This is a genomic window from Erwinia sp. V90_4 (genome assembly GCF_029967685.1).
Classification (GTDB): Bacteria; Pseudomonadota; Gammaproteobacteria; order Enterobacterales; family Enterobacteriaceae; genus Erwinia; species Erwinia aphidicola.
The window spans coordinates 1-24,002 of record NZ_JASCAQ010000078.1 but is presented as its reverse complement, the minus strand read 5'-3'; the positions used below and the strand labels follow the sequence as shown (position 1 = coordinate 24,002).

25 protein-coding genes and 1 other annotated feature are annotated in these 24,002 nt (G+C 54.6%); of the genes, 9 read left to right on the top strand and 16 right to left on the bottom strand.

Features of this window, described 5'->3' with window-relative positions:
• Positions 1–187 precede the first annotated feature (187 nt).
• From clpB to rluD, 3 genes are all read right to left on the bottom strand, one after another.
• Complete coding sequence (clpB, locus tag QLG07_RS24140) at positions 188–2,761, bottom strand: ATP-dependent chaperone ClpB (protein ID WP_048917083.1); 2,574 nt, start codon at positions 2,759–2,761, stop codon at positions 188–190.
• Between the two features lie 126 nt (positions 2,762–2,887).
• The gene (yfiH, locus tag QLG07_RS24135) at positions 2,888–3,616 is read right to left on the bottom strand and encodes a purine nucleoside phosphorylase YfiH (RefSeq protein ID WP_187498827.1); all 729 of its coding nucleotides are present in this window, start codon (positions 3,614–3,616) and stop codon (positions 2,888–2,890) included.
• On the bottom strand, positions 3,616–4,593 hold the full coding sequence (rluD, locus tag QLG07_RS24130; RefSeq protein ID WP_062818391.1) for a 23S rRNA pseudouridine(1911/1915/1917) synthase RluD: 978 nt from the start codon (positions 4,591–4,593) through the stop codon (positions 3,616–3,618). Before rluD ends, yfiH begins: the two co-directional genes overlap by 1 nt.
• Positions 4,594–4,727: 134 nt before the next feature.
• On the opposite strand from rluD, the gene bamD reads away from it, so the two are divergent.
• The 5 genes from bamD (at position 4,728) to QLG07_RS24105 (ending at position 8,645) form a co-directional block, all read left to right on the top strand.
• The gene (gene bamD, locus QLG07_RS24125; protein ID WP_133622906.1) at positions 4,728–5,459 is read left to right on the top strand and encodes an outer membrane protein assembly factor BamD; all 732 of its coding nucleotides are present in this window, start codon (positions 4,728–4,730) and stop codon (positions 5,457–5,459) included.
• Between the two features lie 269 nt (positions 5,460–5,728).
• Positions 5,729–6,067, top strand: coding sequence for a ribosome-associated translation inhibitor RaiA (raiA, locus tag QLG07_RS24120; RefSeq protein WP_099753847.1), 339 nt, complete (start codon positions 5,729–5,731; stop codon positions 6,065–6,067).
• A gap of 100 nt (positions 6,068–6,167) precedes the next feature.
• Positions 6,168–6,292: a sequence feature (Phe leader region), on the top strand.
• Positions 6,169–6,216, top strand: a complete 48-nt coding sequence (pheL, locus tag QLG07_RS24115; RefSeq protein WP_133625021.1) for a pheA operon leader peptide PheL — start codon at positions 6,169–6,171, stop codon at positions 6,214–6,216. Its footprint overlaps the feature before it by 48 nt.
• Positions 6,293–6,317: 25 nt before the next feature.
• Positions 6,318–7,478, top strand: coding sequence for a bifunctional chorismate mutase/prephenate dehydratase (gene pheA / locus QLG07_RS24110; protein WP_099753848.1), 1,161 nt, complete (start codon positions 6,318–6,320; stop codon positions 7,476–7,478).
• Positions 7,479–7,595: 117 nt separating this feature from the next.
• Positions 7,596–8,645: an ABC transporter substrate-binding protein gene (locus QLG07_RS24105; protein ID WP_282470304.1), complete on the top strand. Its 1,050-nt coding sequence runs from the start codon at positions 7,596–7,598 to the stop codon at positions 8,643–8,645.
• 95 nt (positions 8,646–8,740) lie between these two features.
• Here the strand turns inward: QLG07_RS24105 and tyrA are convergent, their stop codons facing one another.
• Positions 8,741–9,862 (bottom strand): bifunctional chorismate mutase/prephenate dehydrogenase, encoded by a 1,122-nt coding sequence (tyrA, locus tag QLG07_RS24100; protein ID WP_133622905.1) that lies wholly within the window; start codon positions 9,860–9,862, stop codon positions 8,741–8,743.
• Positions 9,863–9,868: 6 nt separating this feature from the next.
• Complete coding sequence (locus QLG07_RS24095; RefSeq protein WP_133622904.1) at positions 9,869–10,948, bottom strand: 3-deoxy-7-phosphoheptulonate synthase; 1,080 nt, start codon at positions 10,946–10,948, stop codon at positions 9,869–9,871.
• Positions 10,949–11,267: 319 nt separating this feature from the next.
• Between QLG07_RS24095 and QLG07_RS24090 the strand changes: the two genes are divergently transcribed.
• Positions 11,268–11,783, top strand: coding sequence for a GNAT family N-acetyltransferase (locus QLG07_RS24090; RefSeq protein WP_187498649.1), 516 nt, complete (start codon positions 11,268–11,270; stop codon positions 11,781–11,783).
• On the opposite strand, the gene QLG07_RS24085 is transcribed toward QLG07_RS24090, so the two are convergent.
• Positions 11,721–12,476: a GNAT family protein gene (locus tag QLG07_RS24085; protein WP_133622903.1), complete on the bottom strand. Its 756-nt coding sequence runs from the start codon at positions 12,474–12,476 to the stop codon at positions 11,721–11,723. The genes QLG07_RS24090 and QLG07_RS24085 overlap by 63 nt on opposite strands.
• Before the next feature lie 108 nt (positions 12,477–12,584).
• Between QLG07_RS24085 and QLG07_RS24080 the strand changes: the two genes are divergently transcribed.
• The gene (locus tag QLG07_RS24080) at positions 12,585–13,274 is read left to right on the top strand and encodes a CTP synthase (protein WP_048917094.1); all 690 of its coding nucleotides are present in this window, start codon (positions 12,585–12,587) and stop codon (positions 13,272–13,274) included.
• Positions 13,275–13,306: 32 nt separating this feature from the next.
• Here QLG07_RS24080 and QLG07_RS24075 read toward each other — a convergent pair whose 3' ends face one another.
• From QLG07_RS24075 to ffh, 6 genes are all read right to left on the bottom strand, one after another.
• Positions 13,307–14,239, bottom strand: a complete 933-nt coding sequence (locus QLG07_RS24075) for a DMT family transporter (protein WP_282470303.1) — start codon at positions 14,237–14,239, stop codon at positions 13,307–13,309.
• Positions 14,240–14,442: 203 nt separating this feature from the next.
• Positions 14,443–14,805, bottom strand: a complete 363-nt coding sequence (gene rplS / locus QLG07_RS24070) for a 50S ribosomal protein L19 (RefSeq protein ID WP_048917096.1) — start codon at positions 14,803–14,805, stop codon at positions 14,443–14,445.
• A 47-nt stretch (positions 14,806–14,852) separates the two neighbouring features.
• Complete coding sequence (trmD, locus tag QLG07_RS24065) at positions 14,853–15,623, bottom strand: tRNA (guanosine(37)-N1)-methyltransferase TrmD (RefSeq protein ID WP_133622901.1); 771 nt, start codon at positions 15,621–15,623, stop codon at positions 14,853–14,855.
• Positions 15,624–15,658: 35 nt separating this feature from the next.
• Positions 15,659–16,207: a ribosome maturation factor RimM gene (gene rimM / locus QLG07_RS24060; RefSeq protein ID WP_048917098.1), complete on the bottom strand. Its 549-nt coding sequence runs from the start codon at positions 16,205–16,207 to the stop codon at positions 15,659–15,661.
• A gap of 18 nt (positions 16,208–16,225) precedes the next feature.
• Positions 16,226–16,474 carry a 30S ribosomal protein S16 gene (rpsP, locus tag QLG07_RS24055; protein WP_004155935.1) on the bottom strand — a complete coding sequence of 83 codons (249 nt, stop codon included), beginning with the start codon at positions 16,472–16,474 and terminating at the stop codon, positions 16,226–16,228.
• A 136-nt stretch (positions 16,475–16,610) separates the two neighbouring features.
• On the bottom strand, positions 16,611–17,972 hold the full coding sequence (ffh, locus tag QLG07_RS24050) for a signal recognition particle protein (RefSeq protein ID WP_048917099.1): 1,362 nt from the start codon (positions 17,970–17,972) through the stop codon (positions 16,611–16,613).
• A 166-nt stretch (positions 17,973–18,138) separates the two neighbouring features.
• On the opposite strand from ffh, the gene QLG07_RS24045 reads away from it, so the two are divergent.
• The gene (locus QLG07_RS24045; RefSeq protein WP_048917100.1) at positions 18,139–18,930 is read left to right on the top strand and encodes an inner membrane protein YpjD; all 792 of its coding nucleotides are present in this window, start codon (positions 18,139–18,141) and stop codon (positions 18,928–18,930) included.
• Between the two features lie 22 nt (positions 18,931–18,952).
• Positions 18,953–20,239 carry an HlyC/CorC family transporter gene (locus QLG07_RS24040; protein ID WP_282470302.1) on the top strand — a complete coding sequence of 429 codons (1,287 nt, stop codon included), beginning with the start codon at positions 18,953–18,955 and terminating at the stop codon, positions 20,237–20,239.
• A gap of 53 nt (positions 20,240–20,292) precedes the next feature.
• Here QLG07_RS24040 and luxS read toward each other — a convergent pair whose 3' ends face one another.
• The 4 genes from luxS to yqaB form a co-directional block, all read right to left on the bottom strand.
• Positions 20,293–20,808 carry an S-ribosylhomocysteine lyase gene (gene luxS / locus QLG07_RS24035; protein ID WP_048917102.1) on the bottom strand — a complete coding sequence of 172 codons (516 nt, stop codon included), beginning with the start codon at positions 20,806–20,808 and terminating at the stop codon, positions 20,293–20,295.
• Positions 20,809–20,970: 162 nt separating this feature from the next.
• On the bottom strand, positions 20,971–22,572 hold the full coding sequence (gene gshA, locus QLG07_RS24030) for a glutamate--cysteine ligase (RefSeq protein WP_282470301.1): 1,602 nt from the start codon (positions 22,570–22,572) through the stop codon (positions 20,971–20,973).
• A gap of 31 nt (positions 22,573–22,603) precedes the next feature.
• Complete coding sequence (locus tag QLG07_RS24025) at positions 22,604–23,032, bottom strand: YqaA family protein (RefSeq protein WP_133622898.1); 429 nt, start codon at positions 23,030–23,032, stop codon at positions 22,604–22,606.
• A complete protein-coding gene (yqaB, locus tag QLG07_RS24020; protein ID WP_048917104.1) occupies positions 23,029–23,595 on the bottom strand; it encodes a fructose-1-phosphate/6-phosphogluconate phosphatase in 567 nt (188 codons plus the stop codon). Before yqaB ends, QLG07_RS24025 begins: the two co-directional genes overlap by 4 nt.
• Positions 23,596–24,002: the final 407 nt, after the last annotated feature.

The following is a 24,002-nucleotide window of genomic DNA, read 5'->3' as shown; positions in this document are numbered from 1 at the left end:
TGGCCGGTAAGCCGTTGTTCCGTGTCAGTGGAGGCGCAGTATAGGGATTTTCTGGAGAGTGGCAAGGGCAAATCGCAAAAAACTTTTCAAGCGCTCACTTTCCAGGCAAAACACCCTTTAAGGCCCGCTTTTTGCCTCTTTAATAAACAAAAATGGGCCAGAGGCCCATTTTTGTCACTTACCGTTATTACTGATGTGCGACGATGATATCGTTTTCCACATCCATTTGGATGGTTTTGCCCGGCACTAACTCTCCGGACAATATCTGCTGCGCCAGCGGATTCTCTATCTGCTGCTGAATCGCACGTTTCAGCGGCCTTGCCCCGTAAACCGGGTCGTAACCATTCTCCGCCAGTTTCTGCAATGCTGCTTCTGAGATATGCAGTTCATAACCGCGCTCTTCGAGGCGCTGATAAAGACGCGTCAGCTGAATGCGTGCAATAGAGGCAATATGCTGCTCGCCCAGCGGGTGGAACACCACCAGCTCATCAATACGGTTGATGAACTCAGGGCGGAAGCTTTGGCTGACAACGGCCATCACCATCTCTTTCATCGCATCGTAACTCAGCGCGCCGAAACGCTCCTGAATCAGGTCGGAACCGAGGTTCGAAGTCATGATTACCACGGTGTTACGGAAATCGACCGTTCTACCCTGGCCATCCGTCAGGCGACCGTCATCCAGTACCTGCAGCAGAATGTTAAACACATCCGGATGCGCCTTCTCGACTTCATCCAGCAGGATCACCGAATAAGGACGACGACGAACCGCTTCTGTCAGGTAACCACCCTCTTCATATCCGACGTAGCCGGGAGGAGCACCAACCAGACGCGAGACAGAGTGTTTTTCCATAAACTCGGACATATCAATGCGCACCATGGCATCGTCACTGTCGAACATAAAATTCGCCAGCGCTTTGCAGAGCTCAGTTTTACCCACCCCGGTTGGACCGAGGAACAGGAATGAACCGATCGGGCGGTTAGGATCGGCCAGGCCTGCACGGCTGCGGCGAATCGCATTTGAAACCGCTTCAACCGCTTCATTCTGACCAATCACCCGCGTATGCAGCTGCTGTTCCATACGCAGCAGCTTGTCGCGCTCACCTTCCATCATGCGGTCCACTGGGATGCCGGTCCAGCGCGCCAGTACGTCGGCAATTTCGACGTCGGTCACGCGGTTACGCAACAGGCGCATGGTTTTGCCTTCAGACTGAGTGGCGCTCTCCAGCTGTTTTTCCAACTCTGGTATTTTACCGTACTGCAGTTCTGACATCTGGGCCAGGTCGCCCTGACGGCGCGCCTGCTCCATCGCCAGCTTGGCATTTTCCAGCTCTGTCTTGATATGCTGAGTACCGGACAGAGAGGCTTTCTCCGCCTTCCACTCTTCTTCCAGCTCTGAATACTCGCGCTCTTTCTGGCTCAGCTCAGCTTCCAGCATATCCAGACGCTTGATGCTGGCATCGTCAGACTCTTTCTTCAGCGCCTGCTGCTCCAGCTTGAGCTGGATAATCCGGCGCTCCAAACGGTCCAGTGATTCCGGCTTCGAGTCAATCTGCATACGGATGCTTGAAGCAGCTTCATCGATCAGGTCGATGGCTTTGTCCGGCAGCTGGCGGTCAGCAATATAGCGGTGCGACAGGGTTGCGGCCGCCACAATTGCCGGGTCGGTGATCTGCACATGGTGATGCAGCTCATAGCGCTCTTTCAGCCCGCGCAGAATAGCGATGGTGTCTTCCACGCTCGGCTCGGCAACAAACACTTTCTGGAAACGACGCTCCAGCGCGGCATCCTTCTCTATATACTGACGATACTCATCCAGCGTAGTGGCGCCCACGCAGTGCAGCTCACCGCGCGCCAATGCCGGTTTCAGCATATTACCGGCATCCATTGCGCCGTCGGCTTTACCGGCGCCGACCATGGTATGCAGCTCGTCAATAAACAGAATGACGTTCCCTTCCTGTTTCGCCAGGTCGCTCAATACTGCTTTCAGGCGCTCTTCGAACTCACCGCGGTACTTCGCCCCGGCAATCAATGCACCCATGTCCAGCGACAGAACGCGGCGGCCTTTCAGCCCTTCCGGCACTTCGCCATTGATAATGCGCTGCGCCAGCCCTTCCACGATCGCGGTTTTACCCACGCCTGGCTCACCGATCAGCACCGGGTTATTTTTGGTACGGCGCTGCAGAACCTGAATCGTACGGCGGATCTCCTCGTCACGGCCGATGACAGGGTCGAGTTTGCCCAGCTCAGCACGCTCGGTCAGATCGATGGTGTATTTCTTTAATGCCTGGCGCTGATCTTCAGCTCCCTGGTCGTTCACGCTATCGCCTCCACGCATCTGGTCTATGGCTTTGGTTAGCTTGTCGCTGGTTGCTCCGGCAGATTTCAATAAATCAGCCAGCGAACCACGCGAATCGAGCGCCGCCAGAACGAATAATTCTGATGAGATAAAGTTGTCGCCGCGCTTCTGCGCCAGCTTGTCGCACAGATTAAGTACCCGCACCAGGTCAGCAGACGGCTGAACATCACCCTCGGTACCTTCCACCTGCGGCAGACGGCTGAGTGCTTGTTCAATCGCGTTACGCAGGGACGAAACGTCCACGCTGGCTGAAGTCAGTAAAGGGCGAACGGACCCACCTTCCTGAGTGAGCAGTGCGCTCATCAGATGCAGAGGTTCAATGAATTGGTTGTCGTGGCCAAGAGCCAGTGACTGGGCGTCGGCGAGTGCCAGTTGGAATTTGTTAGTAAGACGATCCAGACGCATAATTTCCCCCTATCAGGTCAAGTTGCTACTGGAGATTAAATGAGGTCATCCCTCAAATTTTTCAAGGTTAATGACCTGACATTTTGGAGAAAAAAACATCAATCCGGACCGTCTTATCGCGCTAGGTTATATCAGCCAGATCAAACTTGCCATACGGCCGGTGACACCATCGCGTCGGAAGGAGAAAAATTGCTCAGCCTGAGTATGGGTACATTGGCCGCCACCCCAGACCTGGCGCACTCCGCAGGCCTGTAGTCGCTGTTTTGCCAGCAGCCATAAATCCGCATAAAACTTTTCGCCTGCCGGGCGGAAAGCTGCTGAATCGCCTGGATTTTGCGCAATGAACGCCTCGCGCACCTCCGGGCCAACCTCAAATGCATCGGGGCCAATCGCCGGACCAAGCCAGACAGAAATCTCAGCTGGGGAAGCCGAAAAAGCGTTTAAGGTCTCCTCCAGCACGCCATTACACAGACCGCGCCAGCCAGCATGAGCAGCCGCCACTTCCTGACCATCCTGCGAACAGAACAGCACCGGAAGACAGTCAGCCGTCATCACCGCGCACACGACGCCCGGCGTACGGGTGTAGGCCGCATCCGCACGCAGTGAAGCGGGAGTCTGCCAGCTGAGCGGCAAAACGTCCGTACCGTGAACCTGTTCCAGCCATTGCGGCATCGAAGGCAGATCGCCCAGCTCAAGCAGCCGCTGGCGATTCACCCGCACGTGCTCAGGGTCATCACCGACGTGATCGCCAAGATTAAGGCTGTTCCACGGCGCCTGACTGACGCCACCTTTGCGCGTACTGCTGCACGCGCGAACGTTAACGGGAACCGACCAGTTCGGTACGATCAGGCTCATTACCAGTCCATCTGCTCTTTGAATTCTTCGGTATCGGCCTTCAGGGCATTGATCAGGTCGACCATATCCTGCGGCAGCGGCGCATGCCATTCCATCTCAATCCCGGTGATCGGATGGTAAAGGCGCAGCATGGTGGCGTGCAGTGCCTGGCGGTCAAAGCCTCGCAGCGTACCGATAAAGGCTTCAGATGCACCTTTAGGCGGACGCGGGCGGCCACCGTATAACGGATCGCCCACCAGCGGATGATTAATATGTGACATATGCACACGGATCTGGTGCGTACGTCCGGTTTCCAGGCGCAGACGCAGACGCGTGTGCGCGCGGAAATGCTCCATAATACGATAGTGCGTAGTAGCCGGTTTACCCATCGGATGAACGGCCATATGGGTACGCTTGGTCGAATGACGGCTGATCGGCTCGTTAACCGTTCCGCCCGCCGTCATGCGACCAATTGCCACGGCTTCATATTCACGGGTGAATTCACGCAGCTGCAGAGACTCCACCAGGTGAGTCTGGGCAGGAACCGTTTTCGCCACGACCATCAGACCGGTAGTGTCTTTATCAAGGCGGTGAACGATGCCCGCGCGCGGCACATCGGCAATCGCCGGGAAATGATGCAGTAAGGCATTTAGCACCGTGCCATCCGGATTACCGGCGCCAGGGTGCACCACCAGATCGCGTGGCTTGTTGATCACCAGAATATCGTCATCTTCATAGACGATATTGAGTGGGATGTCCTGCGCCTCCCAGCGAGCTTCCTCTTCGATCTCTGCATCGATGACGATTTGCTCACCGCCGAGCACTTTTTCCTTGGGTTTGTCGATAATTGCACCGTTTACGGTGACGCGACGGTCCAGAATCCACTCTTTTATGCGAGAACGTGAATAATCAGGGAACAATTCGGCCAAAGCCTGATCTAACCGTTGTCCGAGTTGCGATTCGGATACCGTTGCGTTGAGTTTTACTTGTTGTGCCATAAATAAACAGCTTCTTCGTTAACGTTGGGTTTTCACGGCGATGCCGTTTAATATAATGTGCTATCGTACCTGGTCACTACCGGAGGCTTAACGGACAGCTTCCTGAATAACACTCTGAGGATAAGCAAATCGTCATGACGCGTATGAAATATCTGGTGGCTGCAGCCACGTTGAGCCTGGCATTAGCTGGATGTTCCGGCTCCAAGGATGTGGTGCCAGACAGCCCACCTTCCGAGATTTATGCCACTGCCCAGCAAAAACTGCAGGACGGTAACTTTAAAGGAGCAATAACGCAACTGGAAGCGCTCGATAACCGCTATCCATTCGGCCCTTACTCCCAGCAAGTTCAGCTAGACCTGATCTACGCTTACTATAAAAATGCCGATTTGCCGCTGGCGCAGGCCGCTATCGACCGCTTTATGCGCCTGAACCCGACCCATCCGAACATTGATTACGTGATCTATATGCGTGGCCTGACGGACATGGCGCTGGATGACAGCGCATTGCAGGGCTTTTTTGGTATCGACCGCTCAGACCGCGATCCAACCCATGCGCGTGATGCATTCAAAGACTTCTCGCAGCTGCTGCGTGGCTATCCAAACAGCCAGTATGCGACGGATGCACGCAAGCGCCTGGTGTTCCTGAAAGATCGCCTGGCGAAATATGAGCTATCCGTGGCGGAATTCTACACTAAACGCGAGGCATATGTCGCTGTGGTTAACCGTGTAGAGCAAATGCTGAAAGATTACCCGGATACTCAGGCAACCCGAACAGCTCTGCCACTGATGGAAAATGCTTACCGTCAGCTGCAGTTGAACGCGGAAGCCGAGCGTGTAGCAAAAATCATTGCCGCTAATCAGGCCTGATTCTGACGCAATAAAAAAGGCAGCCCGCGGGCTGCCTTTTTTTTGACTAAAAACCCAGCTGAACGCCAAATTTCCTGTCCGGTTAACCCATCAACCATGCCAGTTAACATGCCCGCGTACAACCCCTGAAACGCCATTTACCTGCCCTGCTCGCAATTTTTGTGCACTTGACAAAAAGTGACAAAAAAACGTGATCTTTATCACACATTTATCGATTTTACGCGCTATGCTGGACCTACCAAGACGGAAATGACAGAGAGGTAAGTACTATGGTTCTGAACATTACCAGTAAACAAATGGAAATTACTCCGGCAATTCGCCAGCATGTCGAAGACCGTCTAGCCAAGCTCGAAAAGTGGCAAACCCACCTGATAAACCCGCACATTGTTCTTTCGAAGGAGCCGAAGGAGTTTGTTGCCGATGCGAACATCAACACGCCCAACGGTCCGCTGATTGCCAGTGCCAAACATGAAGATATGTATACCGCAATCAATGACCTGATCAACAAACTGGAGCGTCAGCTGAACAAGGTTCAGCATAAAGGCGAAGCGCGCCGCGCTAACGCCAGCGTGAAAGACCTCAGCGTGGTTGAGGCTGACGAAGAATAAATTCGTTAAAACGAGGATAACGCGCCTGCGGGCGCATTTTTTATTGACAGAAGGAAATTGCAGCGGTTACTTTAACCTTTCAAGACACAGTGGATACCCCAATGAAATCAGCTCCGTTTTTCTTCGCATTCTTTTTTACCTTCCCCTGACTGGGAGGCAATTCGTCGTGTGAGAATGAATGCGAAGACGAACAATAAAGCCTCCCAACCGGGAGGCTTTTTTTTTAGCGAAATCTGGACAGGTAGCACATATGAACTCCGAAAACCCTTTGCTTGCTCTGCGCGGTAAGATCAGCGCACTGGACGAACAACTGTTGTCGCTGCTGGCACAGCGCCGCGCGCTGGCGGTAGAAGTTGCCGAGGCCAAAATGGCCACGCACCGCCCGATCCGTGACATCGACCGCGAGCGCGATCTGCTCGAACATCTGATCACCCTGGGTAAAGGCCACAAGCTGGATGCTCATTACATCACGCGCCTGTTCCAGCAAATTATTGAAGACTCCGTTTTGACCCAGCAGGCGCTGCTGCAAAAACAGCTGAATAATACTAACCCGCATTCGGCACGCATCGCCTTCCTTGGGCCAAAAGGTTCATACTCTCACCTGGCGTCACGCCACTATGCCGCCCGCCATTTCGACAGCTTTATTGAGAGCGGCTGCCTGAAGTTCCACGATATCTTTAATCAGGTCGAAACCGGCCAGGCAGATTACGCGGTGCTGCCGGTGGAGAATACCACCTCGGGTTCCATTACCGATGTGTATGACCTGCTGCAGCAGACCAGCCTGTCTATCGTGGGTGAAATTACTATCCCTATCGACCACTGCGTGCTGGTATCCGGCAATACCACGCTGCAGGAAATCGAAACGGTTTACAGTCATCCACAGCCTTTCCAGCAGTGCAGCCAGTTTGTTAACCGCTATCCGCACTGGAAAATTGAGTACACCGAAAGCACCGCAGCCGCGATGGAAAAAGTGGCCGCGATGAACTCACCCAAAGTCGCCGCTCTGGGCAGTGAAGCCGGTGGCGAGCTTTACAGCCTTCAGGTGCTGGAGCGTAATCTGGCCAACCAGCGTCAAAACATCACCCGGTTTATTGTGCTGGCGCGCAAGCCGATTGAAGTGTCGCTCCAGGTTCCAGCCAAAACCACGCTGATTATGGCCACTGGCCAGCAGGCGGGTGCGCTGGTTGAAGCCCTGCTGGTATTGCGCAAGCACAATCTGACCATGAGCAAGCTGGAGTCGCGCCCAATTAACGGCAACCCGTGGCAGGAGATGTTTTACATCGACTTCCAGGGCAACCTGCGCAATGACGACGTGCAGGAAGCGCTGCGCGAGTTGGCCCCAATCACCCGCTCGCTGAAAGTGCTTGGCTGCTATCCGGGCGAGAACGTGGTCGCCGTCGACCCGCAGTAAACCGCCAGCCGCCAGCCCGATGCCGGCTGGCGGCTTTTCCCTAATCCCAGAGAATCGATTTCCCTGCCGCGCCGATCGCTATATCATTAGGTATACAACGAACAACAGGCGTTTATTATGATCCCGCTGTCACGGCTTTTTTATGTCGTTTTTCTCACCATCCTGCTCCCCTTTTCCGCATTGGCGGCGCGCCAGGTCACTGACCAGCTCGGGCGCAAGGTAACCATTCCCGATCGCGTTGACCGCGTGGTTGTCCTGCAACACCAAACGCTCAACCTGCTGGTACAGCTTGATGCCACCAGCAAAATGGTCGGGATCCTCGGCAACTGGAAACAGCAGCTGGGGGACGGCTATGCCCGGCTGGTCCCGCAGCTGAATCGCATTCCCGCTCTGGGCGATCTGACCCATGTTGACCTGGAAAAACTGGTCGCGCTGGATCCGCAGGTGGTGTTTGTCACCAACTACGCGCCGCAGGAGATGATTGACCAGATCCAGGATCTCGGTATTGCCGTGGTCGCCATCTCGCTACGCAGCGACACCCGGCAGGCAGCTCAGCTCAATCCACAGTTGCATAATGAGGAGCAGGCTTACAACGACGGGCTTAAACAGGGTATTCGCCTGATTGGCGACGTGGTTAACCGCCAGCCTCAGGCAGAGAAGCTTATTGCGGCGACTTTCAGTCAGCGCCAGCAGGTAGCCGAACGGCTGCAATCCGTGCCGCAGGCGCAGCGTATCCGCGTTTATATGGCGAATCCTGACCTGACGACCTACGGTTCCGGTAAATATACCGGGCTGATGATGGCGCATGCCGGGGCGCTGAACGTCGCGGCCGCTACGGTTAAGGGCTATAAGCAGGTATCAATGGAGCAGATTCTGGCATGGAACCCACAGGTGATATTCGTGCAGGATCGCTACCCACAGGTCATCAATGAAATTAATCAGCAGCCGGTCTGGCAGACGGTTGATGCGGTAAAAAATCATCGCGTGTATCTGATGCCGGAATACGCAAAGGCCTGGGGTTACCCGATGCCGGAAGCGATGGCGCTGGGCGAACTGTGGATGGCGAAGAAACTTTATCCGCAAAAGTTTGACGATATTAACATGCAGCAGCAGGCTGACAGCTGGTATCAACGCTTCTACCGCACGCACTATCATGGAAGTAACTAAAAATAAAATGGGGAACGTTTCTGGTTCCCCTCTACGGCAGAGCAGCGCTTAAACTCGCGGGACGACCGGAAAAAGGGTCGTCCCCTGGGGTTGGGCTACGCTCTGCTGTCGTTAGCCTGACGCAGCAGCGTGCGGCTTTCCGCCTGGAAGCGTTTCGCGTAGTCGCCAAACCAGTGTTCCACGCGGCGGAAGCTGTCAATAAATGCCTGCTTATCGCCATGCTCCAGCAGCTTAATCGCCTCGCCAAAGCGCTGATAATATCGCTTAATCAGCGCCAGGTTGCTTTCCGACGACATAATGATGTCAGCGTAAAGCTGCGGGTCCTGCGCAAACAGCCGCCCGACCATCGCCAGCTCCAGGCGGTAAATCGGTGAGGAGAGCGCCAGTAACTGCTCCAGCTGCACGTTCTCTTCGGCCAGGTGCAGACCATAAGCAAAGGTCGCAAAGTGGCGCAGCGCCTGAATAAACGCCATATTTTGATCGTGCTCCACCGCGCTGATGCGGTGCAGGCGTGCGCCCCAAACCTGAATCTGTTCGAGGAACCACTGGTAGGCTTCCGGCTGGCGGCCATCGCACCAGACCACAACCTGCTTAGCCAGGCTGCCGCTGTCCGGCCCAAACATCGGGTGCAAGCCCAATACCGGGCCAGAGTGTGCTGCCAGCATCGCCTGCAGCGGTTTATTCTTCACCGAAGCGAGATCAACCAGAATGCAGTCCGGCGCCAGCGGCGGCAGTTCGCCAATCACCTGCTCGGTAAGGTGGATAGGCACGCTGATAATCACCATACCGGCATTCGCCAGCATCGCCGCAGCATTGTCCCAGTCCCCTTTGTCGAGGATCTGCACCTGGTAACCGGAGAGCGTGAGCATCTTTTCAAACAGCCGCCCCATCTGCCCTTTGCCGCCGACGATCACCACCGGACGCAGCTCAGGACACAGGGTTTTAAAGCCCTTATCATTTTCACTGGTGTAGGATTCACGCATCACGCGGCGCAGCACATCTTCGATCAGGTCCGGCGGCACGCCAAGCTTTTCAGCCTCGGCGCGGCGCGAGGCCAGCATCGTGGCCTCACGTTCCGGGACATAAATCGGTAATCCGTAGCGGCTCTTCACCTCGCCCACTTCCGCTACCAGCTCCAGCCGTTTTGCCAGCAGGTCCAGCAGCGCTTTATCCACTTCGTCGATTTGATCGCGTAGCGCGGTCAGTTCAGCCACCATAACTCGTTAACCCTCTTGCGACAGACGCGCCGCCAGCACTCCGTTCAGATCCTGATGAATTTCACGCAGCAGGCTTTCGGTAGTTTCCCAGTTGATGCAGGCATCGGTGACGGAAACCCCGTAGCGCATATCACTGCGCGGCTGCTCGGAAGACTGATTGCCTTCGTGAATGTTACTTTCCAGCATCAGGCCGATAATTGAGCGGTTGCCATCTTTGATCTGCGCAACCGCAGACTCGGCAACGCCCGACTGGCGACGGAAATCTTTATTAGAATTGCCATGACTGCAATCTATCATCAAGGCGGGGCGGAGTCCCGCCTGCTGCATCTCTTTTTCACACTGCGCCACGTCCTCCGGGCCGTAGTTAGGCTTTTTACCACCGCGCAGGATCACATGCCCGTCCGGGTTGCCCTGAGTCTGTAACAGGCACACCTGCCCTGCCTGATTGATACCGACAAAGCGGTGTGGCATGGCCGCAGCGCGCATGGCGTTAATCGCGGTACCCAGGCTGCCATCGGTGCCGTTTTTGAAGCCAACCGGCATTGACAGGCCAGAAGCCATTTCGCGGTGCGTCTGGGATTCAGTGGTACGGGCGCCAATCGCAGACCAGCTGAACAGATCCCCCAGGTACTGTGGGCTGTTTGGATCCAGCGCTTCGGTTGCCAGCGGCAGGCCCATCTCCACCAGATTGAGCAGCAGCTGGCGCGCAATATGCAGGCCGGCTTCCATATCAAAGGTGTTATCCATATGAGGATCGTTGATCAGCCCTTTCCAGCCCACGGTGGTACGTGGCTTTTCAAAGTAGACGCGCATCACGATGTACAGCTGATCGCCAACCTGATCCGCCAGCGCTTTCAGGTCACGCGCATAGGCGAGAGCCGCTTCGGTATCGTGAATGGAACACGGACCGCACACCACCAGCAGGCGATGATCTTTCCCGCTGATGATGTCAGAAATAGTCTGGCGTGAAGCGGCAATCTGCCCCTCCAGCACGCTATTCAGCGGGAACTGCTTTTTCAGTTCTTCCGGGGTAATCAGCACCTGTTCGTTGGCAATATGTACATTATTCAGCGCATCTTTTTGCATGATCGTCATCCTGGCAATTCGTTAATAGGGATCCTCAGCGAGGTTGAAACCAACTGTACCAGAATGCGTACATAACACAACAGCACTATGTACACAATTATTACCACCTTCGTTAAAACACCATAAAATAACCCATTTAAACTATATAAAACAATTACTTGAATAATACAAATCATGAAAGCGCTATGTACATATAAGTTTACATTGCAGCGTCAGCATTGAAAAATACCCATAATTTCCGTTACCTGCGCGACGCTCAGGATCTATACTCACAGGATCTATACTCAGCCTCACTCAGGGAAAAGAACAGGAGCCGAGCGTGAATTTAGTCATTCGCCCCTTTGCAGAGCACGATGCTGCCGCCTTTGCGAGTGCGGTTAATCACTCTCTGGATACGCTGATCCCATGGATGGCGTGGGCACATGAGGATTATCGGGAGGAAGAGGCCCGTCAGTGGTTCCGCTATACCCATCTGCAACGTCAACAGGGCACTGCGGACGAGCTGGGCCTGTTTGCAGAAGATGGTCGCCTGCTGGGCGGCGCGGGAATACGCTATCCGGCTGGCGCGGAGAGCCCGGCGGCGCTCGGCTACTGGGTGCGCAGCAGCGAACAGCGTAAGGGAATTGCCCACAGCGCCGTAAGATGGCTGGTTGAACGGGCGTTCTCCCAGCCGGATATCGACGTCATTGAGATCCTTGCCGCTGAAACCAACCTTGCCAGCCGTGCTGTCGCGGTAAGTGCCGGCGCGGAATTAGTCGCTGTGCGTTACGGGTTAATCGTGCTGAACAGCGGCCCGGTCAATACCGCCATCTACCACCTTCGCCGCCCGCATTAGCGCGCTGAGCGATTGTCGCTGCTGCCCCTGCGCATCGATGTTCTGCGGGGACAGCCAGTCAGTCAGCACCTTGTCGATCGCTGGCCATTCGCCATCAATAATGGAAAACCAGTCGGAGTCACGCGTACGCCCTTTACGTGCCATCATCTGGCGGAAAGTGCCCTCCCAGGTGAACCCTAAGCGTAGCGCCGCATTGCGCGATGGCAGATTCAGCGCATCACACTTCCACTCACAGCGGCGATAGCCGAGGTCAAAAGTGTGCTTAATCATCAGCCACAGGGCTTCAGTGCCGATCACCGTGCGCTTCATAAATGGCGACCAGGTGACACCCCCGATCTCCAGCGATCCATTAACCGGGTCGATGCGCATATAGGAAACCAGTCCTACCGGAATTTCACGCTGCGTACAGAAGATGGTAAAGGTGACAAAGGTTTTCTCTGCGGCGCGCTGCTCGAGCCAGATATGAAAATCAGCCAGGGTTTCCGGACGTTCTTCCGTTAAATAGGTCCAGTCACGGCCATCGGGAGCCGAAGCATAAGCGGCATAAAGGCCAGCCGCATCCCGGGCGGCATCAAGCGGTTCCAGGCGGCAAAAGCGACCGGTTAGCGCCTGTGGAGCGGGAATAGCAACGGGCTGCCAGTCCGGCAGTGCTGCGCCAATGGGCTGTCCAAACTGATTGATACGCTGTGTCACATCTCTCTCCTTGCGTGCGGTAGACACCCAGCATACGAATAACCTGCGGTGCTTGCCAGCGTGAAACCGTTGCAGTAGCATCCTTTTTTACCTGCACAGGAAACGACAATGACCTACCTTCGTTTAGCTCTGGTTGGCGACTACCGTCCCGATGCCGTTGCGCATCAGGCCATCCCCCTGGCCATTTCCCTGGCTGCGCAAGCCCTTAATCTCGACGTTACCCCACAATGGCTACCCACTGAAACCCTGACCGACCGCAGCATGTTGCAGGATTTTGATGCCATCTGGCTGGTGCCGGGCAGCCCGTATCACAGCGATGATGCCGCGTTTATGACGATTACTTATGCGCGAGAGAACAACGTGCCGTTTCTCGGTTCCTGCGCCGGATTTCAATACGCTATTGTGGAATATGCGCGCAATGTGATGGGCTGGACCGATGCCGGCCATGCCGAAACGGCCAGCGGGGGGCGACTGGTTATTGCGCCGCTGAGCTGTTCGCTGGTCGAGAAAAACGGGGATATTTTGATTAAGCCCGACACGCTGCTGGCGCGGGCCTATGGCAAATCTGAGATAACTGAGGGCTATCACTGTAATTTTGGCGTGAACCCGGATTTTGTTGTCGAGCTGAGCGGCTACCCACTACGCCTCAGCGCGCACGATCGTGATGGCGATGTGCGCGCGATGGAGCTCCCGGGGCATAAGTTTTTCGCCGCCACGCTGTTCCAGTCCGAGCGTGCCGCGCTGCGCCATGAGCTGTCACCACTGCTGGTTGAGCTGCTGCGCGCAGCAAGCCAGTAATCAATTGAGGCGGGCACGGGTCCCGCCTCAGATTATCCGCCGACATTGAGCGGCGTGATCCCCCGCCGACTGCGCCGTTCAAAATAGAGAGAGATGGCTCCCCCGCTGACCACCAGCCCCGCGCCGATCATTGTTGCCGACTGCGGCAAGGTGTCCCAGAACAGATAGCCGATAAACACCGACCAGAGTAGCGTGGTGTAATCAAAGGGTGCCAGCAGCGAGGCATCGGCATATTTCAGGCTCAGCGTCAGCAGGATCTGCGTTATCCCGCCTAATAATCCGCATCCCAGCAGCAACATCAGCTGCCTGCCGTTGGGTAGCGACCAGCCAAAACCCAGGGTCAACAGCGAGGTCAGCGTGGTGGTAATGGCAAACCAGAAGGCAATTGCGCCGGGTTTTTCAATCCCGTTGAGGTAGCGGATCTGAATTGAGGCACCGGCGATGCACACCGCCGCCAGCAGTGCCAGGATCATGCCCAGCGTAGACAGCCAGCTAAGCGTGCTGAATGCCCCTTCTCTTGCAAAGAATAGCTGCCCGGACATCATCACGATGATCCCGGCAAACCCGGCAATGACCGCGACCCAGCGGTGATACTTCACCTTCTCCCGCAGGAAGAATGCCGCCATGACCACCGTGATGAGCGGCGCGGCATAATTAATCGCGGTGACCTCAGTCAGCGAGATATACAGCAGTGCCAGATAGCTGAAATACAACCCCCCTGTACCGGCCAGCCCGCGCAGGAAGTGTCCTTTAACATTGCGCGTACGGATACCGTCAAGGATATTGCCCTGGCACCACAGCCAGATAAACAGCGGGATAAGCGCCACTGAAGAGCGAAAGAAGATCACCTCTCCAACCGGGATAGCCCCGTCTAATCCTTTCACGCAGGCCATCATTAGCGTAGAGGTCAGGGCACCGCCGATTTTCATCGACACACCGGTTGAAGGACTGGGCGTAAAACGCATAGGGAATATCGTTCCTGCAAAGGATAGGGTTCTATCAAACATACGCGCTAATTTTTACATATCCGGTTAAATATCAGCAGGGAACGGTTTTTTATTTTTTTTCAGCAGGCGCGGCAGGCAGAAAATTTCGCGGGGGGATCGGGGGATTTTGCAGATAAAAAAAGGGCCAGCCCGCAGGCCAGCCCTTTGTTTGCTATTAACTATTAAGAGGCCGCTTTAGCGCCCAGACGTTCTTTGATACGTGCAGACTTACCAGTACGCTCGCGCAGGTAGTACAGTTTGGCTTTACGCACAGCACCACGACGTTTCACAGTGATCGAGTCGATTACTGGGGAGTGAGTCTGGAATACACGCTCAACACCTTCGCCGTTAGAAATTTTGCGAACAGTGAATGCAGAGTGCAGACCGCGGTTACGAATAGCGATAACCACGCCCTCGAATGCCTGCAGACGCTTTTTAGCACCTTCAACGACCCATACTTTCACTTCCACGGAATCACCCGGACGGAATGAAGGTACGTCCTGTTTCATCTGTTCTTGTTCGATCTGCTTAATAATGTTGCTCATAATTAAATCTCTTATCCTGGGTAAACTGATAGTTAAGGCGGATGGCGTTATGCCTTTCCAGCCGTATCATGTTTTGTTGCCTGGCGATGTTCCCGTTGGAACTCAGCCAGCAACTTTGCTTGCTCTTCAGTCAGAGCCAGGTTTTCCAGAAGTTCAGGTCTTCTAAGCCAGGTACGGCCCAGCGACTGTTTCAGGCGCCACCGGCGAATATCAGCATGGTTGCCCGACAGCAGAACTGGCGGTACTTCCATCCCTTCTAACACTTCAGGGCGGGTGTAGTGTGGGCAATCCAGCAAACCCTCCGAGAACGAATCCTCTTCGGCTGACGCCTGTTTCCCCAGCACTCCCGGAATAAACCGGGAAACCGAGTCAATCAGCGTCATCGCTGGCAGCTCGCCACCGCTGAGTACGTAATCCCCAATCGACCATTCTTCGTCAATCTCGGTTTTGATTACACGCTCATCGATCCCTTCATAACGACCACACACCAGAATTAACTTGTGGTTGGTCGCCAGCTCGCAAACCCCATCTTGATCGAGTTTACGCCCCTGAGGTGACAGATAAATCACCTTTGCGCCTTCTCCTGCCGCCGCTTTTGCTGCGTGGATGGCATCCCGTAAGGGTTGAACCATCATTAGCATTCCCGGTCCGCCGCCGTAAGGACGTTCATCCACGGTACGGTGCCGGTCATGAGCGAAGTCACGAGGACTCCAGCTCTGAATGCTGAGCAGGCCATTTTTTACTGCCCGGCCAGTTACTCCGTAATCGGTAATTGCGCGAAACATTTCAGGAAACAGGCTGATTACGCCAATCCACATACTTTGCGCCGGAGTATTACCGTTTTGTTCGGAGCTCAAAAACCAGGATCCCAATCTACTTTGATGGTGCGAGTAGTGAGATCGACATTCTTGATAACCTGTTCATCGAGGAACGGAATTAACCGCTCCTGCGCACCAAATGCATCCTTCAGGTTAGCCTTGACGACGAGAACGTCGTTTGAACCGGTTTCCATCATATCGATGACTTTACCCAGCTCGTATCCTTCAGTGGTGACTACCTGGCAGCCCATCAGGTCTTTCCAGTAATAGTCGCCGCTTTCCAGTTCCGGCAGTTGCTCTGAATCCACGACAATTTCGCAATTGGTCAGCAGACCCGCAGCATCACGATCGTCAATGCCTTTGACTTTGATGATCATGTCCTGATTGTGGCGCTTCCAGCCTTCCAGCTCGACAAGCTGCCATTGACCCGCACGTTGGATAAACCACGGCTGATAGTCAAAAATGCTTTCAGCGTCTTCGGTGGAGGAAAACACTTTGAGCCAACCACGAATACCGTAGGCCGAGCCCATCTTCCCCAGAATTAACGGGTTAGCGGGAGGCTGGGCGGTGAGTTGCTTGCTCATGTTGACCACCGTGACAGATTAAGCTGCTTTCTTAGCTTGTTTGATCAGCGCGTTAACGCGATCAGACAGAGTAGCGCCCTGGCCAACCCAGTGCTCAATGCGGTCCAGATCCAGACGCAGTGGCTCAGCCTGACCTGAAGCGATCGGGTTGAAGAAGCCAACGCGCTCGATGAAGCGACCGTTGCGAGCATTACGGCTGTCGGTTACGACTACCTGATAAAACGGACGCTTTTTAGCGCCGTGACGTGCCAAACGAATTGTTACCATAACATCCTCTTTAGTTAATAAAACAACCGGGCCCCATTGAGGGAACGGGGCCCGGGTGCAATATAAAAAGCCCGAAAATTTTACTCATTTTGGCGCAAAAAGCAATCTAATTCGCCTGAGCCATTTTCCGGCTTGCTTAACGGCCTGGGAAACCTGGCGGCATCATACCTTTCATGCCGCGCATCATTTTCGCCATGCCACCTTTCTTCATCTTCTTCATCATGCGTTGCATATCGTCAAACTGCTTTAATAAGCGGTTAACGTCCTGCACCTGCATGCCTGAACCTGTCGCGATACGGCGCTTGCGTGAGCCTTTGATAATCTCCGGCTTTTCACGCTCTTTGCGCGTCATGGAGTTGATCATCGCTTCCATACGCACCAGCACTTTATCGTCCATCTGCGATTTAACGTTGTCCGGCAGCTGTCCCATGCCCGGCAGTTTGCCCATCAGGCTGGCCATGCCGCCCATGTTACGCATCTGCTTCAGCTGGTCGAGGAAGTCGTTGAGGTCGAAACCGTCGCCCTTCTTCAGCTTGCTGGCCAGTTTCTCGGCCTGGGCGCGGTCTACCTTACTTTCGATATCTTCGATCAGCGACAGCATGTCGCCCATGCCGAGGATACGTGAGGCGATACGCTCCGGGTAGAACGGCTCAAGGGCTTCGGTTTTCTCACCGACACCCATAAATTTAATAGGTTTACCGGTGATGTGACGAATCGACAGTGCAGCACCGCCGCGGGCATCACCGTCGACTTTAGTCAGAACCACGCCGGTCAGCGGCAGCGCTTCGTTAAACGCCTTCGCGGTGTTCGCAGCATCCTGACCGGTCATGGCATCGACCACAAACAGCGTTTCTACCGGATTAATCGCGGCATGAACCTGCTTGATTTCGTCCATCATCGCTTCATCGACGTGCAAGCGACCGGCGGTATCCACCAGCAGCACGTCGTAGAATTTCAGCCTGGCCTGCTGGAGTGCATTTTTAACGATGTCGACCGGCTTCTGGCTCAGGTCTGACGGACAGAAGTCGACGCCAACCTGCTCGGCCAGGGTTTCCAGCTGTTTAATCGCCGCCGGGCGATAAACGTCGGCAGAGACAACCAGCACTTTCTTCTTGTGCTTTTCACGCAGGAATTTACCGAGCTTACCGACGCTGGTGGTTTTACCCGCACCCTGCAGGCCCGCCATCAGCACCACGGCCGGTGGCTGCGCCGCCAGGTTCAGAGTGTTGTTCTCCTCGCCCATGGCAGCAACCAGTTCGTTTTTAACGATCTTTACGAACTCCTGACCCGGCGTCAGGCTTTTGTTCACTTCGTGACCGACGGCGCGCTCTTTGACGCGTCCGATAAAGTCACGGACTACCGGCAGCGCAACGTCCGCTTCCAGCAACGCCATGCGCACTTCGCGCAGCGTGTCCTTGATATTGTCTTCTGTCAGCCGCCCGCGGCCACTGATATTGCGCAGGCTTTTCGACAGTCTGTCGGTTAAATTATCAAACATCGTCTCTCGCTCAACGTAATGAGAGGCCGCCTCGGCGACACAATGGCGCGGATTATAACATAGTGACGCAGCGATCTCAGCCATATGAGTTGAGATCGTTTGGAGCCAGCCGTCGCTGGCGCTATACTGGTTTTTTTCTCAGTCTTGTCGGTAACTAACGAGATCTATGTCCGTATTTGCGATTCTGGCGCTACTCGCCTACTCATTCAGCCTTGCCCTGATCGTTCCCAGCCTGCTGCGTAAGAACAGCACATGGCGCCGTCTGGCGGTGCTGTCCGCCGTGGCAGCGCTGGTGTTTCACGCTGTGGCGCTTGAGCAGCGCATATTTGGGCCTGATGGCGGGCAGAACCTCAGCCTGCTGAACATCGGTTCGCTGGTGAGTCTGCTGATCTGCGCGATTATGACCATTGTCGCCTCACGTAATCGTGGCTGGATCCTGCTACCGATAGTCTACAGCTTCGCGTTGATTAACCTGGCTTTTGCGACTTTCGTTCCCAATGCCTTTATCACTCACCTGGAAACCACCCCGGGAATGATGGTGCATATTGGCCTCGCCCTTTTCGCCTACGCCACCCTGATTATCGCCGCGCTGTACGCTCTGCAATTGGCGTGGATTGACTGGCTGCTGAAGAACAAGAAACTGGCTTTTAGCACGGACATTCCGCCGCTGATGACTATTGAGCGTAAGATGTTCCATATTACGCAGATTGGCGTGGTGCTGCTGACGCTGGTGCTCTGCACCGGTCTGTTCTACTTACCGGATCTGTTCAGTCGTGAGAACATTGATAAAGCCGTGCTGTCGATACTCGCCTGGTTTGTCTATATCGTACTGCTGTGGGGCCACTATCATGAAGGCTGGCGTGGGCGCCGCGTCGTCTGGTTCAACTGCGGCGGGGCATTTTTGCTCACTATGGCTTATTTTGGTAGCCGCATGCTGCAGCATTTATTAACTTCCTGAATTTCCAAAGCAAGGACCTCTCTTGGAACACGTTTCAACTACGACCCTGATTATTACGCTGGTCATCATGATTCTGGTGTCGGCGTACTTCTCCGGTTCCGAAACCGGCATGATGACGCTCAACCGCTACAAGCTGCGCCACCTCGCTAAAAACGGTAACCGCGCCGCGCGTCGGGTCGAAAAATTACTGCGCCGCCCGGACCGCCTGATAAGCCTGGTGCTGATTGGCAACAACCTGGTGAACATTCTGGCCTCAGCGCTGGCGACTATCGTCGGGATGCGCATGTACGGTGATGCCGGGGTGGCTATTGCCACGGGTATTCTGACTTTCCTGGTGCTGGTGTTCTCAGAGGTGCTGCCAAAAACTATCGCCGCGCTGTACCCGGAGAAAGTCGCCTTCCCGAGCAGCATCTTGCTGGGGCCGTTGCAGATCGTCATGATGCCGCTGGTGTGGCTGCTTAACACCATTACGCGCATTCTGATGCGCATGGTCGGTATCAAAAGCGACGGCGCTATCAGCGGCGCACTGAGTAAAGATGAGCTGCGTACCATCGTCCACGAATCGCGCTCGCTGATGTCGCGCCGTAATCAGGACATGCTGCTGTCCGTGCTTGACCTGGAAAAGGTCAACGTGGATGACATTATGGTGCCGCGCAATGAGATTGCCGGTATCAATATCAACGATGACTGGAAGTCGATTGTTCGCCAGCTGACGCATTCACCGCATGGCCGCATCGTGCTGTACCGCGACTCCCTGGATAATGCGATGAGCATGCTGCGCGTGCGCGAAGCCTATCGTTTGATGACCGAGAAGAAAGAGTTCACCAAAGAAGTGCTGCTGCGCGCTGCCGATGAGATCTATTTCGTGCCGGAAGGCACCCCGCTCAACGTGCAGCTGGTAAAATTCCAGCGCAACAAGAAGAAGGTCGGGCTGGTAGTGGACGAGTATGGTGATATCAAAGGGCTGGTGACCATCGAAGATATTCTCGAAGAGATTGTCGGGGACTTCACCACCTCAATGTCGCCAACGCTTGCCGAAGAAGTGGTGCCGCAGAACGATGGTTCGGTTCTGGTTGAGGGCAGCGCCAATATCCGCGAGCTGAACAAAGCTTTTAACTGGACGTTGCCGGAAGAGGAAGCGCGCACCGTGAACGGCATGATTCTGGAGGAGTTGCAGGATATCCCGCTGCCGGGAACCACGGTCCATATCGGGCATTACGCCGTTGATATTCTCGATGTGCAGGACAACATGATTAAGCAGGTACGCATCACGCCGAAGACATCTTTGAAGGAATCGGTCGGGTCGTAAACGTAGGGGCCAGGCATGCCTGACCCTGGCGAGGCACGCCTCGCCACTACGATTTAGATGTGCAACTCTTTCAACTTCTCTTTTGGCAGCGCTAAATCTTCATTGCGGTTCACACCAATCTCTTTAGAGATGACGTTGCGCGCGATCTCCTGAGCCTGCTCCAGCGAGTGCAGCTCACAGCTTCCGCACTGGTAGATATTCAGTTCAGGAATATCGCTCTGCTGCTTCACTTTCAGCACGTCTTCCATCGCCGCTTTCCACGCTGTCGCAACGCGCTTTTCGTCCGGCACGCCAATCAGGCTCATGTAGAAACCGGTGCGGCATCCCATTGGTGAAATATCGATGATTTCGACACCGTCACCGTTCAGGTGGTTACGCATAAAGCCGGCAAACAGGTGCTCCAGCGTATGGATCCCGCGCTCGGTCAAAATCTCAATGTTCGGACGGCAGAAACGCAGGTCGAATACGGTAATGGTATCGCCCTGTGGCGTTTTCATGGTCTTCGCAACGCGCACAGCAGGCGCATTCATGATGGTATGATCGACGGTAAAGCTATCCAGCAATGGCATACGGTTACCTCAACTAATGAATTTATTTTTGCAATGATGAAACTTTTACGCGTAGGGCGCGTCTGAATATATGAAAGACGCGCATTTGTTATCATCATCTCATCCCTGACAACAGAGATGTTAATTTGGCCACAGTGATTGTGGCCTTTTTCTTTTCTAACGCTAGCCTTTGTCTTTCAAAAAGGCATCCAGACTAAGCGTATCACTTTCTTCAATCTCCTGCTGACTTACCTTAGAGCGCAGAGCCTCATCGCTAAGCTGCTGTTCAGTCAGCACTTCCAGCGGCTCTTCGCTCAGCTGCTGGCGATACTGCTCGGCCAGCGCCAGTCCGGCACCGCCAATGCCATTGGCTTTCAGGTTTTGCAGGAAGCGCGCTGAGTAAGTCAGATCAGGGTCATCAAACGAGGCCACCAGGCGATCGCAGACTTCCTGATAGTGATGTTCGCCGCTCTGCCCGTCCAGCGTTTCCGCTACGCGCCGCAGATCGCTAAACAGCGCTTTACCCACGTCTATCAGCGGATGCTGTGCTTCTTCACACCCCATTGCGATAGTCTGGCCAGGTTTACGCCCTTCAAGGATCACCCGATTCCAGTTTTTACGCGTGCAGGCCAATTCTGCGCTGCTCATCTCAGGCGCTTCAGCCAGTGCACACCAGATCAGGAACAGATCCAGGAAACGCACCTGGTTGGCGTCTACGCCGATGGGCGAGAACGGGTTGATATCCAACGAGCGCACTTCGATATACTCGATACCGCCGCGCTGCAGTGCATCCGAAGGCGCTTCGCCCGATCGGGTGACGCGCTTCGGCCGGATTGGCGCATACAGCTCATTTTCAATCTGCAGCACGTTAGTATTTAGCTGCAGCCAGTCGCCGTTTTCATCCTTCACGCCCATGCTGGCAAACTCTTCAGACGGGGTTTTAATCGCCGCCTTCAGGCCCTTAATGTATTCCGCCAGGTTGTTGAAGGTAATGTTAAGGCTGCTTTGTGACTTGTTGGTGTAGCCCAGGTCACTCAGACGCAATGAAGTGGCATAAGGCAGTGACAGCATGCCTTTATCGCTGCGTTCGAACGGCAGCGCGCTCTCTTTCCCCTGCAGGAAAGAAGAGCAGATTGCAGGCGATGCACCAAACAGGTAAGGGATCACCCAACCAAAGCGGTAGTAGTTACGGATCAGGCGCAGATAGCCATCGGAGATCGCCTCTTTACCGCTTTCCGCATCCTTCACCCCTGCCCACTCCTGCCAGAATGAGAGTGGCAGCGAGAAGTTATAGTGCACGCCAGAGATAATCTGCATCAGTGCGCCATAGCGGTTTTTCAGCCCCTGGCGATACAGCGTTTTCATCTGGCCGATATTCGAACTGCCGTACTGCGCCAGTTCAATATCCTGGCCGGGATCGATCATGCACGGCATGCTCATCGGCCACATGCGCTCTTCACCCAGCTCGCGCGCAACGTGACGATGGATATCGCGTAAAAACGCCAGCAGATGATCAATGTCCTGATCGACCGGCGTAATAAATTCTAACAGCGTTTCGGCAAAGTCAGTGGTGATCCACTTATGCGTCAAGGCTGAGCCAAGGGAAGCTGGGTGCCCGGTCGTGGCCAGATGACCATCCGGTTTAACGCGCAGAGTTTCGCGCTCAATACCGCGGCCAATACCTTTAAGTGCGTCAGGATGAGCTTCCAGCCAGGAAAGCGCCTGTGATACGTCCGGGATCAAATTGACCTCCCGCTCAGAGAAAAACTTATTATTGTTAAGCATAATGTTAACCGTAGCGCCGCCCTAAAGCGAATCAATGCCACCATTCCATGCCCTGAAGTGTTGCGGCTGCCAGTACTACGTAACGCAAGGTCTTGCCGATAGCGAGAAAAATCACCACCGGCAACCAGGCAAAACGTAACCACCCGGCAACAACGCACAGCAGATCACCAATCACTGGTAACCAGCTGAAAAGCAGCGCAGCAGGCCCCAAACGGTGCAGCCACGCCGTTGCTGTGTCATGCCATCGCCCCTGATTTTTCTGTGGAAGCAGGCGACCTATTACAATGTTGGTTAATCCGCCCAGGGTGTTTCCCAGTGCGGCAGTGAAAACCAGAGCGCCAACAGAAACTTTCCCTGCCAGCAAGAGCCCTACCAGTAGCGCCTCTGAGCTGCCCGGTAACAGCGTGGCGCTGAGAAAGCTACTGGCAAACATCGAACCATATGAAAGCCATTCACTCACAGCAGACGGACATCCACCGCATCCATGCCCGCTGCTTTTGCTGCCTGTATACCAAAATCAGCGTCTTCAAACACCACACAGCGCGCGGCCGGTACACCGATCAATTCGGCGCAGCGCAGAAATGTATCAGGTTCCGGCTTGTGGCGTTTAACATCATCTGCTCCGACAATGGCGTCGAAATGTGCCAGGAGGCCGAGATGCTGCAACAGCCCCACCGCCATCGCATGCTCGCTGCCGGTGCCTACCGCCATCGGGCGGCGCCCTTTGTACGATTTGACAACGTCAATCAGCGGCAGCGGCTGGACGGTATCAAACAGCATCGTTTTCAGTAAGGCGGTTTTCTCTGCGGCCAGCCGATGAGGATCGAGGTCGCTGTGATGATTGGCAATAATCACCTGTGCAATGCGCCAGGTCGGTGAGCCATTAAGGCCAATAATCGCCGTTTCGTCGAAGGTCATGCCGTACTGCGCCAGCACCTGGTGCCAGGCTTTACGGTGTGTCGGCTCGGTGTCGAGGATGGTGCCATCCATATCGAAAATCAAGCCATCATAAGCATCGTACATTCTCGTATCCATCCTGATAACGGAACGATTACTTTAGCGTAAAAGCACACTGGTTGTCGCTGCTAGCATGGATCCGCAAATGCCTTGAAAGATATAGGGATTTTTAGATTCAGATAAATACGTGGGATAAAGCTCAGGTAGAATTTGGCTTAAGACCATGAAGTTAAGGGGGAATTTGAGGATAGGTGGATCTGATAAGATATAATGATTAATGAAGTGATGGTGCATCCAGGAGGATTATTCGGCTTCGCCTCACCCTGACGGGCCGTCGCACGCGACGTTATCCTACTTTGGGATTGCTGGAACAACGCAACAACATGCGGGTACAGCGGTGCGGTTAATTTGGGGAGATATGGTGCATCCAGGAGGATTCGAACCTCCGACCGCTCGGTTCGTAGCCGAGTACT

Excerpts from the sequence above, each read along its gene's own strand:
- QLG07_RS24045 (WP_048917100.1), top strand. The coding sequence starts at position 18,139 with ATGTCCGTATTTGCGATTCTGGCGCTACTCGCCTACTCATTCAGCCTT.
- clpB (WP_048917083.1), bottom strand. The coding sequence starts at position 2,761 with ATGCGTCTGGATCGTCTTACTAACAAATTCCAACTGGCACTCGCCGAC.
- tyrA (WP_133622905.1), bottom strand. The coding sequence starts at position 9,862 with ATGGTGGCTGAACTGACCGCGCTACGCGATCAAATCGACGAAGTGGAT.
- QLG07_RS24080 (WP_048917094.1), top strand. The coding sequence starts at position 12,585 with ATGACCTACCTTCGTTTAGCTCTGGTTGGCGACTACCGTCCCGATGCC.
- gshA (WP_282470301.1), bottom strand. The coding sequence starts at position 22,572 with ATGCTTAACAATAATAAGTTTTTCTCTGAGCGGGAGGTCAATTTGATC.
- QLG07_RS24075 (WP_282470303.1), bottom strand. The coding sequence starts at position 14,239 with ATGCGTTTTACGCCCAGTCCTTCAACCGGTGTGTCGATGAAAATCGGC.
- ffh (WP_048917099.1), bottom strand. The coding sequence starts at position 17,972 with ATGTTTGATAATTTAACCGACAGACTGTCGAAAAGCCTGCGCAATATC.
- raiA (WP_099753847.1), top strand. The coding sequence starts at position 5,729 with ATGGTTCTGAACATTACCAGTAAACAAATGGAAATTACTCCGGCAATT.
- rpsP (WP_004155935.1), bottom strand. The coding sequence starts at position 16,474 with ATGGTAACAATTCGTTTGGCACGTCACGGCGCTAAAAAGCGTCCGTTT.
- rluD (WP_062818391.1), bottom strand. The coding sequence starts at position 4,593 with ATGGCACAACAAGTAAAACTCAACGCAACGGTATCCGAATCGCAACTC.
- bamD (WP_133622906.1), top strand. The coding sequence starts at position 4,728 with ATGACGCGTATGAAATATCTGGTGGCTGCAGCCACGTTGAGCCTGGCA.
- pheA (WP_099753848.1), top strand. The coding sequence starts at position 6,318 with ATGAACTCCGAAAACCCTTTGCTTGCTCTGCGCGGTAAGATCAGCGCA.
- rplS (WP_048917096.1), bottom strand. The coding sequence starts at position 14,805 with ATGAGCAACATTATTAAGCAGATCGAACAAGAACAGATGAAACAGGAC.
- QLG07_RS24105 (WP_282470304.1), top strand. The coding sequence starts at position 7,596 with ATGATCCCGCTGTCACGGCTTTTTTATGTCGTTTTTCTCACCATCCTG.
- QLG07_RS24095 (WP_133622904.1), bottom strand. The coding sequence starts at position 10,948 with ATGCAAAAAGATGCGCTGAATAATGTACATATTGCCAACGAACAGGTG.
- yqaB (WP_048917104.1), bottom strand. The coding sequence starts at position 23,595 with ATGTACGATGCTTATGATGGCTTGATTTTCGATATGGATGGCACCATC.
- trmD (WP_133622901.1), bottom strand. The coding sequence starts at position 15,623 with ATGTGGATTGGCGTAATCAGCCTGTTTCCTGAAATGTTTCGCGCAATT.
- yfiH (WP_187498827.1), bottom strand. The coding sequence starts at position 3,616 with ATGAGCCTGATCGTACCGAACTGGTCGGTTCCCGTTAACGTTCGCGCG.
- luxS (WP_048917102.1), bottom strand. The coding sequence starts at position 20,808 with ATGCCATTGCTGGATAGCTTTACCGTCGATCATACCATCATGAATGCG.
- rimM (WP_048917098.1), bottom strand. The coding sequence starts at position 16,207 with ATGAGCAAGCAACTCACCGCCCAGCCTCCCGCTAACCCGTTAATTCTG.